This window comes from Pirellulales bacterium (assembly GCA_036267355.1).
Lineage (GTDB): Bacteria > Planctomycetota > Planctomycetia > Pirellulales > DATAWG01 > DATAWG01.
On record DATAWG010000130.1, the window covers coordinates 26,014 to 41,113 of the forward strand.

The 15,100-nt window shown below is 61.9% G+C and carries 11 protein-coding genes; 8 read left to right on the top strand and 3 right to left on the bottom strand.

What is annotated here, in order from left to right:
• The first annotated feature begins 21 nt into the window (after window positions 1-21).
• The gene (locus VHX65_20330; protein HEX4000904.1) at window positions 22-228 is read left to right on the top strand and encodes a hypothetical protein; all 207 of its coding nucleotides are present in this window, start codon (window positions 22-24) and stop codon (window positions 226-228) included.
• Between the two features lie 39 nt (window positions 229-267).
• Here the strand turns inward: VHX65_20330 and VHX65_20335 are convergent, their stop codons facing one another.
• Both VHX65_20335 and VHX65_20340 read right to left on the bottom strand, forming a co-directional pair.
• Complete coding sequence (locus VHX65_20335; GenBank protein ID HEX4000905.1) at window positions 268-1,632, bottom strand: MiaB/RimO family radical SAM methylthiotransferase; 1,365 nt, start codon at window positions 1,630-1,632, stop codon at window positions 268-270.
• Window positions 1,633-1,783: 151 nt separating this feature from the next.
• Window positions 1,784-2,161, bottom strand: coding sequence for an ATP-dependent Clp protease adaptor ClpS (locus VHX65_20340; protein ID HEX4000906.1), 378 nt, complete (start codon window positions 2,159-2,161; stop codon window positions 1,784-1,786).
• Between the two features lie 406 nt (window positions 2,162-2,567).
• Here VHX65_20340 and VHX65_20345 point away from each other — a divergent pair, with 406 nt between their 5' ends.
• Complete coding sequence (locus tag VHX65_20345) at window positions 2,568-3,977, top strand: dipeptidase (GenBank protein HEX4000907.1); 1,410 nt, start codon at window positions 2,568-2,570, stop codon at window positions 3,975-3,977.
• Window positions 3,978-4,195: 218 nt separating this feature from the next.
• The gene (gene serS / locus VHX65_20350; GenBank protein ID HEX4000908.1) at window positions 4,196-5,479 is read left to right on the top strand and encodes a serine--tRNA ligase; all 1,284 of its coding nucleotides are present in this window, start codon (window positions 4,196-4,198) and stop codon (window positions 5,477-5,479) included.
• Between the two features lie 431 nt (window positions 5,480-5,910).
• On the opposite strand, the gene VHX65_20355 is transcribed toward serS, so the two are convergent.
• On the bottom strand, window positions 5,911-7,452 hold the full coding sequence (locus VHX65_20355) for a prenyltransferase/squalene oxidase repeat-containing protein (protein HEX4000909.1): 1,542 nt from the start codon (window positions 7,450-7,452) through the stop codon (window positions 5,911-5,913).
• A 27-nt stretch (window positions 7,453-7,479) separates the two neighbouring features.
• Here VHX65_20355 and VHX65_20360 point away from each other — a divergent pair, with 27 nt between their 5' ends.
• The 5 genes from VHX65_20360 (at window position 7,480) to VHX65_20380 (ending at window position 15,097) form a co-directional block, all read left to right on the top strand.
• Entirely contained in the window at window positions 7,480-7,737 is a 258-nt protein-coding gene (locus VHX65_20360; GenBank protein HEX4000910.1) for a hypothetical protein, read from the top strand.
• Between the two features lie 386 nt (window positions 7,738-8,123).
• Window positions 8,124-10,502 carry a PQQ-binding-like beta-propeller repeat protein gene (locus VHX65_20365; protein HEX4000911.1) on the top strand — a complete coding sequence of 793 codons (2,379 nt, stop codon included), beginning with the start codon at window positions 8,124-8,126 and terminating at the stop codon, window positions 10,500-10,502.
• Window positions 10,503-10,645: 143 nt separating this feature from the next.
• The gene (locus tag VHX65_20370) at window positions 10,646-11,701 is read left to right on the top strand and encodes a MoxR family ATPase (GenBank protein HEX4000912.1); all 1,056 of its coding nucleotides are present in this window, start codon (window positions 10,646-10,648) and stop codon (window positions 11,699-11,701) included.
• On the top strand, window positions 11,658-12,560 hold the full coding sequence (locus VHX65_20375) for a DUF58 domain-containing protein (GenBank protein HEX4000913.1): 903 nt from the start codon (window positions 11,658-11,660) through the stop codon (window positions 12,558-12,560). Before VHX65_20370 ends, VHX65_20375 begins: the two co-directional genes overlap by 44 nt.
• A gap of 164 nt (window positions 12,561-12,724) precedes the next feature.
• Complete coding sequence (locus tag VHX65_20380) at window positions 12,725-15,097, top strand: BatA domain-containing protein (GenBank protein ID HEX4000914.1); 2,373 nt, start codon at window positions 12,725-12,727, stop codon at window positions 15,095-15,097.
• Window positions 15,098-15,100 lie beyond the last annotated feature (3 nt).

Consider the following 15,100-nt stretch of genomic DNA (forward strand, 5'->3'; position numbering starts at 1 on the left):
TCGAACTATTGGAGGGCGATGATGTCTCAATACCTTATCACCGGCGAGGACACGGAAGACACGTACGACGCGACCGACAATCTCGACGAAGCAATTCGCATCGCAAACGCGTTGGTGCGAAACGGACACGAGGGCGGCCCAGTCTTCATCGAGCGAGATGGGCTGAATATCTGGCAATTCGCGCGATTGCAGAATGGCGATGTCGAAGAAAAGCGGCTTGTGGCCTGATCCGCTTTTTCGGCAGCACGTTGATCGCCACGCATTGAACTATCCGGCCACGCCGATGATCCGATCGCCGCGGACCTCGCTGGCAACCACTTCGCGAAACTGCCGCCGTTGCGCCGGAGTGCCGACGAGTTCCACCGGCGCATAGCGGCATGCCGTGCCGATCATTTGACCGGGCCGCTCGGGCACCGGCGATTCAACCAGCACTTGCAATCGCCGGCCGATGAGTTGTCGAAAATATCGATCGCGCAGCTCGACTTCCAACCCCGCCAGCCGCCGGCAGCGCTCGGCCTTCACTTCCGGCGGCACCTGCCCGACCATCGCCGCCGCAGCCGTTCCCGGCCGGGCGCTGAACGGGAAAATGTGAAGCTTCGAAAATCCGACTTCGCGCGCCAAATCGCATGTGGCTTGAAAATCGGCCTCCGTTTCGCCCGGAAAGCCGACAATGATATCGGTCGTCAGCGCCGGCGCGTCCAGCATCGATTGCGCCAGCCGGCAACGGTCGAGAAAACGTTTCGGGCCCCACCGCCGGCGCATCCGCCGCAAGATCGCTTCCGAGCCGCTTTGCATCGATACATGCAAGTGTGGGCAAATCCTTTGCGGCCACGCTGCCATCACAGCGAGCAACTCGCGCGTCACCTCCGTGGCCTCGATGCTCGAAAGCCGCAAGCGAAATTCCGCGCCTGAGCGAGGACCGCGGACTGGCTCATTTTGCGATGCACTGGGAGCAAAATGCGCCTGTTCCCCGCGCTGCGGGCGGCCTCCGGTTAGACCCTTCGCAATCCGCTCAACCAAACTCGCGAGGCGCAGCCATTCCGATTTCGCTCGCCCGCGATTCTGTTCGACGCCGTAATGCCCCAGATGAATTCCGGTGAGCACGATCTCGCGAAAACCATCCGCCACGAGCCGACTGACCTCGTCGACAATTTCCTGCGGCGGCCGGCTGGCGAAGTGCGGCCGAATTTGCGGAATAATGCAAAAGCTGCAACGAAGCAAGCAGCCATCTTGCACCTTGACATACGCCCGCTGTCGATTGGCGAACGTCGAGATGCCGCTTGGAATATCCACCACGCCGAAACGCCCAAGCAGGTCGGGCAGTTCGCGTTTGTCCGTCACCACTTCGGCGACGCCCGGCAATCGGGCCACTTCCTCGGCCGCGCGGGTGGCGTAGCAGCCCATCACCACGATCCGAGCCCGCGGATTGTGCTTGGCGAGTTGCCGAATCGTCTGCCGGCTCTTGGCGTCCCCCTCCACGGTCACCGTGCACGTGTTCACGACGCACAGGTCGGCCGATTCGTCGCGTTCCGCATCGCGAAAACCGGCCCGCAATAGCCCTTGCCGCACGTATTCCGTCTCATACTGATTCACCTTGCAGCCGAGCGTGACGGTGCGAAGAATGCCAGGCATGGGGGAGGAAAGGGTGAGGGTGAGGGTGAGGTGACAGCGACACGCGAAACCGCAAGCGAGCTTCATTCCTGGGCGGCGGCTTGCTGCTCGCTTGCGGTTTCGCGCGTCCTCTAGACTGCAGCCTCCAGCCTGCAGCCTCAAGCCTATAGCCTCACACCGACGGCTCGATTGTTGCCGACATGGATCCTTTGCAGCCGGCCGAGAGGTCGTCTTTACCGAAGGCGTGGATTTGGTCGCGCTTCAACTCGGCGTGCTCGCGAGTCGTTGTCAAAACGATGGCCTTGCCTCGGGTGTCGACTTCTTTCGCCAACTGAAAGCCGCGCTCCGGCGGATGGCCGAAAAGCTTTTGGAGCATCGCGATGACGTAGTTGTAGCTGTGGTCGTTGTCGTCCCAGAGGATGACATGATACGGTGGCTGACGCTTCGGCTTGCTGCGCTTGTCCGTCTTGGTCGTTCGTTCGGTCTGAACGGCCGGCTCTTGCGTTTGAACCGGCGGTTCGGCCACGGCCGCTTCTTGTTGATCCGCCACGGCAAACCCTAGTGATATTCGCGAGTGAATGATAGTCGCCGCCAAACGACATCGCTATTATAGCGAAGGCAAGGGCGAGGGGTTAGGGCGAGGGATTAGGGTGACGGGTTAGTGGGACTGTCCCTTTTTGCGGAATCCGCGGAGCAAAAGGGGACCGTCCCCCTCCGCCCCACTATTCGGGCTCACTCGGAAAAAAGCTCGGCGGTGAGCGTTAGGCACGAAGGCAGACAAAGGCCAAGGGCCACAGGTCGGAGGAAGAGCAGTGCAACGGACGGCGACGCGAAAACCGCAAGCGCCGGTGAACGATCGTCGCGAGGTACTAGATCTTCAGCCCCCACCCAAACCTCTCACCCTACCCCCTCACCCTATCCCCTAACCCTATCCCCTAACACTACCCCCTACCCCCATGCCCGATCTCGACGCTTATCTCGACCAAAACGCCGCGCGATTCGAAGACGATCTGTGCCAACTGCTTCGCATTCCGAGCATCAGCGCCGACACGGCCCGCCGCGGCGACGTCGATCGAGCAGCGGATTGGGTGCTCGGGCAGTTTCAATCGCTCGGCCTGCACGCTGAAAAAATCCCAACCGCCGGCAATCCGTTGATCTATGCCGAATCGCCGCCGGTCGAGGATATGCCGGTGGCGCTCGTCTACGGCCACTACGATGTTCAGCCGGTCGATCCGCTTTCGGAATGGACCACGCCGCCGTTCGAGCCGACCCGCCGCAATGGCAATATCTATGCCCGCGGCGCGACCGACGACAAAGGCCAGATGCTCACCCACATCAAAGGCACCGAGGCGTGGCTCAAGACCACCGGCAAGCTGCCGATCCAGCTCAAGTTTCTGATCGAAGGGGAAGAGGAAGTCGGCAGCAACAATCTCGATCCCTTCATCGCTGCGAATAAACAAAAGCTGGCCTGCGATGTGGTCGTAATCAGCGATTCGAGCCAGTTCGCACCCGGCAAGCCGGCGATCACCTACGGCCTGCGCGGTATTGCCTACTACGAAGTGCGTCTGACCGGCCCGAAACAAGATCTGCACTCGGGCACATTCGGCGGCGGCGTGACCAATCCGGCCAATGTGCTGTGCCGCATGTTGGCCGCGCTCGTTGATTCCGACGGTCGAGTGCTGGTGCCGGGATTTTACGATTCCGTCGTGCCGCTGACCGATGCCGAGCGCCATCAGTTTCGCGAACTGCCGTTCGACGAAAATGCGTTCATGCATCAGCTCGGCGTTTCGGGCCTCTCGGGCGAAGCCGGCTACACCACGCTGGAGCGCCGCTGGGCTCGACCGACGTGCGACATCAATGGCCTATGGAGCGGCTATCAAGGCGAAGGGGCCAAGACCGTGCTACCCGCTCGGGCCGGCGCGAAATTCAGTTTCCGCTTGGTGCCGAATCAAGATCCACAGCGAATCTCGGCATCGCTGGAAAGAATGCTCCGCGCGACGCTCCCGCCCGGATTGAGGATGGAATTGATCGACACGCACGGCGCGCCGGGCGTGGTCGTGCCGCTGGAAAGCCCGTTCATGGCCGCAGCCGCGGAGGCGATTCGCCGGGCGTTCGAAGCCAAGCCGGTATTCATTCGCGAAGGGGGCTCGATTCCCGTTGTCGGCGCCTTCCACGATCAGCTTGGAGTCGATACGCTGCTCTTGGGCTGGGGCCTGGACGACGACAACACGCACAGCCCCAACGAAAAATTCAACCTCGCCGACTTCCACCGCGGCATCCGCGCCAGCGCCTACCTGTGGGCCGAACTAGCGAAAACCCGCGGCGATTGCCCGCTGGCGGAAGAAGCCGGATTAGGGTTGAGCTGAACCGGGGACTGGCTCATTTTGCGATGCCTTGTGAGCAAAATGTGCCTGTCCCCCTTGCCCAGCCATTTTGCGATGCCTTGTGAGCAAAATGTGTCTGTCCCCCTTGCCCAGCCATTTTGCGTTCGCCATTAGTCATTCATGCTTCGTCATTCTTATAGACATTCGTCATTAGACATTCGTCATTCCCTCTGTCCCCTCACCCTTTCCCTTTCCCCGCCATGCTCGACCGCCGCTTTATCGTCGAAAACGTCGAACTCGTGACTCGCAACACCGCCACGCGCGGCTCGAAAGCCGATGTCGCGCGGTTCGTCGGGCTCGAAGCCCAACGCAAGGCCAAGCAAACCGAGTCCGACGAACTGAATCGCAAAGCGAACGAGGTCAGCAAATCGATCGGGCAAACCAAAGATCCCGCCGAGCGCGAGGCCCGCAAAGCCGAGGGCCGCCGCCTGCGCGAGCAATGCACCGCCGCCGAGGCCGAGCTCGCCAAAATTGCCCAAGAGGCCGACGCAATCCTGCGCGCCATTCCGAACCTCACGCATCCCGCTGCCCCGATCGGCGCCGACGATCAGGCGAATCTCGAACTCCGCCGCGGCAAGACGCCGCTGCCAACGTTCAATTTCAAACCGCTCGACCATGTGCAGCTTGCGGAAAAGCTGGATCTGATCGATTTCGAGTCCGGCGCGAAAGTCGCCGGCCACGGTTTTTATTTCCTCAAGAACGAAACGGTGCTGCTCGAATTGGCGATGCAGCGTTACGCCGTCGATCTCTTGATGCGCGAAGGTTTCACGCCCACGATCACGCCCGACTTGGCCCGCAACGAAATCTTGCAAGGCATCGGCTTCACGCCGCGCGGCCCGGAAACGCAAATCTATAGCATCGCCGATTCCGACCTGAGCCTCGTGGCCACGGCCGAGATCACGCTCGGCGGCCTGCTGGCCGACACGGTGCTCGAGGAAGAGGGCCTGCCGCTGAAATTCTGCGGCATCAGCCATTGCTACCGCACCGAAGCCGGCGCCCACGGCCGCGCGACCCGCGGGCTATACCGCGTTCATCAGTTCACGAAGATCGAGATGTTCGCCTTCACGCTCCCCGACAAAAGCGACGCCATGCTCGACTACCTTTGCGAACTGGAATGCCGAATTTTCGACGGCCTCGGCATTCCGTATCGCGTGGTCGATACTGCAACGGGCGATCTCGGCGGCCCAGCCTATCGCAAATTTGATTTAGAAGCCTGGATGCCGGGCCGTGGCGAATCCGGCGAATTCGGCGAAGTGACGAGCACCTCGAACTGCACCGACTACCAATCCCGCCGCCTCGGCATCCGCTACCGCAAAGGCACGGAAAAAGGCACCCATTTCGTCCACACCCTAAACGGCACCGCCATCGCCATCAGCCGCGGCCTGATCGCCATCTTGGAAAATTATCAATTGCCCGACGGATCAATCCTGGTGCCGGAGGTGTTGCGGACATGGGTGGGCAAGGAAGTGATTGAGCGGCGGTGAGTGCGGCCCGGACACGCTGCAAAGTGCGGAGGTCGAAATAAACAATTCCAGTGAATCCGGCGATGGCCCGATCACGATTTGGAATTGGCAACGCCGGCTTCCGATTCTGCTTTGGTCCCTTGGTGCGTGAGCCTGCTCATCGCCGTCGAAAGCGGAGGATTGAAGGAGCAGCGTTTTAGCGGCGTCTGATTGCGCGCGAGAGCGAATCGGCATCGCCGCCGGCACACGGAGTGTGCCTACTACGTAGCAGGCATACTCCGTATGCCGTCGGCCACTTGAAACGCGTGCCACCATCCTGTCGAGCGTTTCGAGCGCGAGCAAGAATGAAGCAAAGCGGAGGATTGAAGGAGCAGCGTTTTAGCGGGATCTGATTGCGCGCGAGAGCGAATCGGCGTCGCCGCCGGCACACGGAGTGTGCCTACTACAATCAGCTACCGCGGGGCCAAAGCGTCCGAAGCGCTGCCGCCCTCTTGATAGAGCGGCAGGTAGCGATAGTAGACCTCGAGCGTCAGCGTCGAGAAGGCGGTGGTCACGATCCGACCCCCTTGCGGGCCCCACGTGTCGAGCGTCGGGAATTCCGGATCCCAGCTCCCGGCCGCGCAACCGCTGTGGCATTGGGCCTCGATCAGCGTCTTGCGCATCTGGTGGTTCCAAACGTCCCAATCGCGGCCCATCAGATTGTGCATCACCTGCGTGGCGTAGTACCAGTAATATGTGTCGCGGCGGCCGTTGTCGGGCAGGTGCTCGAGCAGATACTGCTTTCCTTCGACCATTGCCGGGTCGTCCGGCCGCATGCCCATATATTGCCACGACAGCATGCCGATGGCCGTCATCGTCGGCGTTGGCTCGTTCGCTTCTTGATAGGAATAGAGCCCGCGATAGTTCCCCTTGCAGACCGAGCCGAGCCAGCGTTTTGCGTTGTCGAGCGTGGTCAGCCGCACGGGCACTCCGGCCAGTTGAGCGCTGTGCAAGGCCATGACTTGCCAACCGAGCACCGATGTGTCGCCACCGGTGGGATCCTGCGGCACGTAGCGCCAGCCGCCCGTGGCCTGGTTTTGAGCTGCCTCGATGAATGCCACAGCCAGCGCTGCCGCATCGCCGACTTTTTGGTCCTTCGTCATGCCGTAGCATTCGCAGAGCGTCAGAGTGGCAAGGGCATGGGCATACATCTGGGCCACTGGCGAATCGGCCGCGAGATTTCCATTGCGGGCCTGATGCTTGATCAGCCAAAAGATTCCCTGGTTGACGACCGGCTGATACGGGCCTTGGCTTTTGTGCGTCTGGCCGGCGGCGAGGAATGTCAGCAGCGATAGCGACGTGGCAGCGACATCCGATTCGGCGCTGCCGGGGCCCGTGCAAGGATTGCCGACGCAATGCGCGGCGAAGCGCGACAGGCTCCAACTGCCATTGGCATTGCGATGGCGGGCAAACCAATTCAGCGCCGCGATCACGGCCATTTCGGTGTTTTTCGTGCCGCCGTATTTGCCGAGCATTTCGCCCTTGCGGCCACGGCCGCCGAAGCCGGTTCCATCGCCGCCGCTGCCGGGTTGATCTCCGAAGCCGTGGCCCGCGCCGATGCCCCCGCCGCCGCGAACAATTGGCCCGGGACCGGTGGCCTGCACATTGAATCCGCCGAATCCGCCGCCATCCGGCCCGGCGGCATTTTGCCTTCCGCCGCCGCGATCGCTCAACGCGTCGTTGCCGGCGTTGCCCTGGCTTGTCACTTTGAATTGCGGATTGTTCAGATCGTCGGTATTGAGTTGGCTTGTATCCAGCGGAGCGACGAACGATTCGATCGGCTCAAGCGGCGGCCTGACGCGCACATCGTCGTTGACGGGCACGAAGCCGCTCGGCGCCGCCGGGGCGGGAAAATGAATCGCCCCCAGGATCAACAGCGCCGCGGCAAACACGAGCATGTGAACCACTGTGCTGGCGGCATACCAATGAATTTGCTCCCGCGTTTGCTCCCACATGTCGGACAATGCATCCCGAGCCCCTGGATGCCGATCGAACTGCTGGCCGGCGAAGCTTCGGAGCGGCCGAGTAACGAGGCCGAAGGGACGTGCGAGATAGCCCACCGGCCTGACAGCGCCGCCGAGCCACCGCAGACCGAGCCCCAATCGCTGCGCAAAAACGTTGCCGCACTGCGAGATCGATCCAAGGCGCGGCGTCATCCGGCCGAGCTTTTGGATGCCGTCCTGGCTCTCCTCACCGGAAGATTCTCGCGAAATTCCGGTGGTGAGCCCGCCAACATGTGACATGGATCAGCTTCTCGGCGGTCGAAAACGGGCGACAGAATGCCACCCTTTAGGCTACAAACCATTATGGTTCGGTTTCGAAGCCGCGACAAGCGGAAGGGCCCTAGGTAGACCGATTGCCGCACCTCGACCGCCCAGACAATCCCGCACCAAGCCGGCCTCCCTGGCATAACCCATCTTTTCAGCACCTTTACCATGTTCCTATACTGAACTGTCCGCACATGGGTGCCTCAACTACTTACTTGGTCGGCCAGTCCCGCCCCGGCATCGGGCTGCAACACATCGTTCTCATTCAAGACAGCCCAGTGCAGCGACTTCCGTCAAAACCTTCCTTGCGCTCCGGCTGGTCTCGCTTTTGGCGGCGGACTGCCGCATTGGTATGCGGTGTGTCGGCGATCTGGCTTTTCCAAATCGCGCCTCCAGTACGAGCTCAATGGGGGCAAACCGTCGCCGGCGACCTTTCGCCGACCATTCGGGTCGACGAGATCGATCCCGCCGCCAGGGCGCTGCTGGAGCGAGTTAAAGCCAACGTGGCCGAGAAGCAGTGGGACGAGGCCGTCGACACCCTCCGGCAGGTGATGGAGCAGCAGGGGACGAAGCTGATTCGCCTCGATGAAACTCGGTTTATCCCGGTTCGCGAGTATTGCCAAATCCGATTGGCCGAGTTGCCCGACTCGGCGCGAGCGCTCTACCGCAGCCGAGTCGATCCACTGGCAAAGCAATGGTACGACGAAGGACTTGCCGCCCACAATGCGGAACCGCTCCGCCGTGTCGTGGATCAATTGTTTTTGAGCAGTTGGACCGACAAGGCACTGCTTGCGCTCGGCGACATGGCCCTTGAGGAAGGAGCTTTTTCCCGGGCTCGCTGGTGCTGGGAGCGGATCAGTCCGGCCCTACGCACACCCGACGGCCGACCACTCTGGCTCGATTTGCGCGCGGCGCGCGAAACGGGCGCCGCTGCGATTGCCGCGAAACCGCCGGAGCCCGCGGCGCAAGCCAAGGGTGTCGCGTCGGCGCCGCAATGGCTCGCTTATCCCGACACGCGACTGAATCTTGCCGAGGTGCGCGCGCGGCTTGTCTTGGCGTCGATTCTCGAAGGTTCGCTTGTTCGGGCGCGGATCGAGTTGGCCGACTTCGCGCGGCGCCATCCGGAAACTCGCGGAAAGATCGCCGGCCGGGAAGGCGCCTATGCGGATTTGCTCGCTGGCATGTTGAAGACGGCCGAACAGCGGCCCGCGCCAAAGCCGCCAACCGATTGGCTGACATTCGCCGATTCGTTCGACCGAACCATGAGTGCCGCACCCGATCCCGGGCCGCACACGGCCTGGTCGAGGCCCATCGATCTGCCGTTGAACCATGCCGGCCCGTTTCGTGCCGATGTCAATATTAACCGCGAGCCGTTCGGCCTGCCTGAGCGGCGGCCGGCGGAAGATCAGCGAAGCCTGATGTGCTTCCATCCGCTGGTGGTTGGCAATCTGGTGTTGCTGAATTCGCTCGACAAGATTTACGCGTTCGATCTGAGGACGGGCGAACCGGCTTGGCCTGATAAGACCAAGCCTGAAATGGGCGAGATTTATTCCGGCCGAGCGCGGCAGGATACGTTTGTTGGCGACACTGCCGGCAATCAATTCCACACGTTCGGAGTGCCGCGGTTTACGATGTCGGTCGTCGCCCAGCGGTTGTATGCCCGGCTTGGCTCGCCGATTACCGGCCGGCAGCTCGGGTCGGGCGTTTCCACCGGTGGCAGTTATTTGGTGTGCCTCGACCTCTCGGCCCAAGGACGACTGGTGTGGCGAATTCCGCAAACCTCGCAAGAAGAAGATCGCTGGGCATTCGAGGGTTCGCCGGTTTGCGATGGCGACAATGTGTATGTGGCCCTGCGATACAACGATAGCGTCGCGCCGCAAGAACACGTCGCTTGCTACGACGCTCAGACCGGCGTCGAGCGCTGGCGGCGGCTCGTCTGCTCCGCCGAATCCCCCGCCCGCGGACTGGCCGACGAAATCACCAACAACCTGCTCACCCTTGACCACGACACGCTGTATCTGAACACCAATCTCGGCGCCATCGCCGCGATCTCGACCGACGGACAAATTCGCTGGTTGAGCCAATATCCACGGGCGAAGCACTCCAGCGGCAGCGACCATGGCGACAATTTCTACCGCGATCTAAATCCGTGCGTTTTTTATCGCGGCAGCGTGCTGGCGGCGCCGACCGATTGCGAGGAAATTTTTTCGCTCGATGGCTCGACCGGCCAATTGCTTTGGGCCAGCAGCCTGCCGCGCGACGTAGTACATCTATTGGGCGTCGGCGGCGGAAACTTGATCGCCAGCGGTCAGAGCCTGTGGTGGCTCAACGTCGATGGCGGCAAAGTGATTTATCGCTGGCCCGACCAAACCACCGTCCACGGCTACGGCCGCGGAGCCCTCGTGGGAGATGAAGTTTATTTCCCGACACGCTCGGAAATCCACGTGTTTCGTCAAGCTCTCGGACATCATGCCGACGCCGAGGGGCACGGTTCGGCCGCAATTGATCCAACCCAAGCCGAGGTTCGTGAACCGATCCGGCTCGATACCCGCAACCCGCCGCAATCGGGCGGCAATCTTGTCGTCGCCGGTGGCTATTTATTGATCGCCACGCCCGACAAGCTATTCGCTTTGGGCCCGCATGCCGCCGCCGCGCCGATCGAACGCGAAGTAACCCAAGCGGGGGCGCAATCTCGCGCCGATCCCCCCGAACCGACCCACCCCGCCGCCGAACAATGAACCATCCGCGCTCGCCGCGCAACCAACAATATTGACGCGCGAAACCGCAAGCGAGCCGCCAACTCAATCGGCTCTGTACATCGCTAGCGGTTTCGCGCGTCTCGCCTACCCCGCTTCCCCTCACCCTCACCCGTCCTCCCCCCATGCCCCCCGAAGATGATCTGCAAGCCGTTCAGAAGCTGAACGAAGCCTATCGACGCATTGTTGCCGAGCTAGCGAAGGTGGTCGTCGGCCAGCACGAGGTGATCGAGCAATTGCTCGTGGCGCTGTTTGCCCGCGGGCATTGTTTGCTGGTCGGCGTGCCGGGATTGGCGAAGACGCTGATGATCCGCTCGCTGGCGGATTCGCTGTCGCTGGATTTCAACCGCATCCAATTCACGCCCGACTTGATGCCGAGCGACATCACCGGCACGGAAGTGATTCAAGAAGACAAATCGACGGGGAGCCGGGCGTTCAAATTTCTGCGCGGTCCGATTTTCGCCAACGTGATCCTGGCCGACGAAATCAATCGCACGCCGCCGAAAACGCAAGCCGCGCTCTTGGAGGCGATGCAGGAATACCAAGTCACCGTCGGCGGCACGCGGCATCGGCTGATCGAGCCGTTTTTCGTGCTTGCCACGCAGAATCCCATCGAGCAGGAAGGGACCTATCCGCTCCCCGAAGCGCAGTTGGACCGCTTCATGTTCAATATCCGCGTCGATTATCCGAACGAAGAGGAAGAGTTCCAGATCGTGAAGCGCACGACGGCCGACGTGCAGCCCTCGATCACGCCGACGCTCAATGCCGACGAAATCGCGAACCTCGCGCGGATCGTCCGACGTGTGCCCGTTGCCGATCATGTGACCCGCTATGCCCTGCAATTCACCCGGCTGACGCGGAAGGAAAAAGGCGACGTGCCCGAGTTCATTCGCAAATACGTCAGTTGGGGCGCGGGGCCGCGAGCCAGCCAATACCTGGTACTTGCGGCAAAAGCCCGGGCCGTGTTGCATGGCCGGTATTTCGCCAATTGCGACGACATTCGAGCGGTCGCCCCGCCCGTGTTGCGGCATCGCATCCTGACCAATTTCAACGCCGAGGCCGAGGGCATCAAGCCCGACGATCTGGTCGCCCGCCTGATCGCCACCATTCCCTTCGACGACTACGACGAGAGCGCCGGTGGAAAGCTTCCCCAAGTATTTCGATCCGCAGACGCTGGCTAAGCTGCGCGGCTTGGAGCTGCGCGCACGGCTGATCGTCGAAGGCTATGTGTCGGGCGTGCATCGCAGCCCGTTTCATGGGTTTTCGATCGAATTCGCCGAGCATCGCGAATACGTTCCCGGCGACGACGTGCGCTATGTCGATTGGAAGGTCTACGGCAAAACCGACAAATACTATCTCAAGCAATACGAGGAAGAAACCAATCTCATCAGCTATCTGCTCGTCGACGGCAGCCAGAGCATGGCCTATCGGAGCAACGAGGCCGGGCTCTCGAAGCTCGAATATTCGCAATGCCTGGCGGCGGCGCTGGGATATTTGATTTTGAACCAGCAGGATAGCGTCGGGCTGGTGACGTTCGACGAGCAGGTGCGCACGCTTGTGCGGCCGAGCAGCAATCCGTCGCATTTGAAGCAACTGCTGCACGTGATGGAGCAGATGAAGCCGGAGGGCAAAACGGCGGCGGGAGCGATTTTCCACGATCTGGCCGAGCGGCTCAAGAAACGCGGCATCGTGCTGGTGTTCAGCGATTTGTTCGACCGGGTGCCGGCGATTCTTGCCGGATTGAAACATTTTCGCCATCGGCGGCATGAAGTGGTGATCTTCCACGTGCTCGATCCGGCCGAATTGGATTTTCCCTTCCGGCAGATGACGCTTTTCAAGGGGCTCGAACAATTCCCGAACCTGCTGGCCAATCCGCAAGGCCTGCGGCGCGCTTATCTCGAACAATTTGGCGAGTTTTTGCGGAGCGTCCGCGAAGGCTGCCGCGAACACCGCATCGACTACGTGCAAGTCCGCACCGACCAACCGGTAGACCTCGCCCTATCGGCGTATTTGACGCAGAGATTAGGGGCGAGGGGCTAGGGGCGAAGGGCGAGGGGCGAAGGGCGAAGGGCGAGGGGCGAGTAAGGAAAAGCCATCGTGCAACCGACAATCAGTTTCTACCAACCGCGCCATTGCCACCATACGGCTCCGCTTCGTCTCTTCGTTCCTCGCCCCTCGCCCCTCGCCCCTCGCCCCTAATCCCCATGTTCTCCCACATCGGCATGCTCTGGTGGTTGGCGGCGGCGGCTGCGCCGCTCGTGATCCATCTGCTGAGCCGGCGGCGCTATCGCGAGATGAGCTGGGCGGCGATGGAATATTTGCTCGCCGCGCTGCAGAAGCGATCGCGGCGGCTGCGATTCGAGCAGTGGTTGCTGCTGGCGATTCGCACGGCTCTGATCGTGGCGGTCGTGATCGCCGTCGCCGGGCCGTATGTCGAGCGAATCGGTGGAACCGTTGCCGCCGGCAATTCGGTGCATCGCGTGCTGGTGCTCGATGGATCGTACTCGATGGCCTACAAGCCCGGCGACCGCAGCCGCTTCGAACAAGCCAAGGATTTGATTCGCGATATCGTCGCCCGCAGCGTGCAAGGCGATGGGTTCACGCTTGTGCTGATGAGCGCCCCGGCCCGGACCGTGGTGGGCACGCCGGCATTCGTTTCCGACGAAGTTCGCGATGCGCTGCGGCGGCTCAAAAACTCCTCGGCATCCGATGTCGCCGCGGCCCAACGGCTCGTCGACGAAGACGATTTTCTCAAGGAATTGCGCGATCTGAAGCTGCCGCAAGGAGGCGGCGATCTGGCGGGCGCCATCGACCGCGTAGACGACATCATCGCCCGCGCCAAACGCGAATTTCCGCGGCTCAGCAACACGGAAGTCTATTTTCTTTCCGATCTGGGCCGCACGAAATGGGAGCCCGGCCTCGCGGCCGGCGGACCAGTTCGGCAGCGGCTCGTGCGCCTCGCCGCATCGGCGCGGCTGTCGGTCGCCGACCTGGGCCAGCAGCATTGCGAAAATCTCGCCGTCACCAGCCTGCGAGCGACCCAAGCCGGGCAATCGATCTACACGACCAAAGGACCGATCGATATTGCCGCCGAAGTGCACGATTTCGGCAGCCAGTCGCATTCGGTTCGTGCCGAACTGTTGGTCGATTCGCTGCGAGTGCAAGATCGATCGCTCAACCTGGCGGCCGGCAATGAGCAAAGCGTCGATTTCGCCTATCGATTCACTTCCCCCGGCGATCATTCGCTCGAGGTACGCTTGGTCGGGGATCCGTCGGACGCCTTGGATGTCGACAATCATCGCTGGCTGGTGCTGCCGGTGAAGGATTCGATTTCGGCGCTGGTGGTCAACGGCGAAGGCGCGGCCCAGCATGCCCGCTATTTGGTCGATGCATTGAATCCGTATCGCGACGGTTCGGAATCGATGCCTGTGCAGGTCGAGCAAGTGCCGGATGGCGGCTTGTTGGATTTGGATCTGCGGCGCTTCGATTGCATTTTCCTGAGCAACGTGGCTCAATTTACCGCCGGCGAGGCCCACGATCTGGCGACCTACGTTGGCGGCGGCGGCGGCTTGGTGTTCTTTCTCGGCGATCGCGTCGATGCCTCGCTTTACAACGACCAACTTGGTGGCCTTCGGCCGGGGTGGCCGCGCCTGCTGCCGGCGCTGCTGGATGGGCGATCGGAGCCGGGCGCCTACCATTTCGATCCGCTCGACTACGCCGATCCGCTGGTTCATGAATTCGCCGGCAACGAACGGGCCGGCTTGCTGAGCACGATCGTGAGCCGTTATTTCCGCCTGAAAAAGCCCGGCCCTTCCTCCCACGTAGCAATGGCGTTTCGCCCGACCGGCGATCCGGCGATCGTCGCCGCGCGAATCAATGGCGACAACAGGCAAGCCTCGGAGCCTGCGTCGCAAGTCAAGGGAGTCGCTGCCGAATCCTCCCCTCCTCCTGCCGCCGCCCCGTCTTCCGTTGCCGCCAAGCATCCGCCATCCGGCGGCCGATCGATCCTCGTCGCATTGCCGGCATCGTTCGCATCGGTCGATCCGGCAACGAAGGAACCCTGGTCGAACTGGCCGTTGAAGGCCAGCTTTCAACCGCTGATGCAAAATCTCCTGCTGGGTGCGATCGGTCCCCAAGGTGCGGACCGCACTGTGTCGGTCGGCCAGCCGCTCGAATCGGCGCTGCCGACCGGCGGCGCGAGCGCCGCGGTCGTGTTGCAAAACCCCGAGGGCCGCAAGGAACAGATCCGCATTGCGGCACGCGACGCATCGAATCGCTGGTCGTATGCCGACACGTGGCAAAGCGGCATCTATCGGGCCGAGGTGCCTGCCGCCGCAAGCCAAGGTCGCTTGTATGCCGTGAACATCAATCCGACGGAAAGCGCGCTGGTGAAAATCGATCCCGCCCTGCTGCCGGAGCAACTCACCGTTGTCCCCGCCGTCGACGGCGCGCAACAACAGCCCACCACGCAACTCGGCGCCCAAAGCAATGAATCGCGTTTGTTCCTCTATATCGCATTGAGCCTATTGCTCCTGGAAACGGTGGTCGCCTGGTGGTTCGGCTACCGAGCCGCTTAGGAA

Bases quoted from the DNA above. Each gene is read 5' to 3' on its own strand.
- VHX65_20330 (HEX4000904.1), top strand. From the start codon at position 22: ATGTCTCAATACCTTATCACCGGCGAGGACACGGAAGACACGTACGAC.
- VHX65_20335 (HEX4000905.1), bottom strand. From the start codon at position 1,632: ATGCCTGGCATTCTTCGCACCGTCACGCTCGGCTGCAAGGTGAATCAG.
- VHX65_20345 (HEX4000907.1), top strand. From the start codon at position 2,568: ATGCCCGATCTCGACGCTTATCTCGACCAAAACGCCGCGCGATTCGAA.
- serS (HEX4000908.1), top strand. From the start codon at position 4,196: ATGCTCGACCGCCGCTTTATCGTCGAAAACGTCGAACTCGTGACTCGC.
- VHX65_20355 (HEX4000909.1), bottom strand. From the start codon at position 7,452: ATGTGGGAGCAAACGCGGGAGCAAATTCATTGGTATGCCGCCAGCACA.
- VHX65_20360 (HEX4000910.1), top strand. From the start codon at position 7,480: ATGCCGATCGAACTGCTGGCCGGCGAAGCTTCGGAGCGGCCGAGTAAC.
- VHX65_20370 (HEX4000912.1), top strand. From the start codon at position 10,646: ATGCCCCCCGAAGATGATCTGCAAGCCGTTCAGAAGCTGAACGAAGCC.
- VHX65_20380 (HEX4000914.1), top strand. From the start codon at position 12,725: ATGTTCTCCCACATCGGCATGCTCTGGTGGTTGGCGGCGGCGGCTGCG.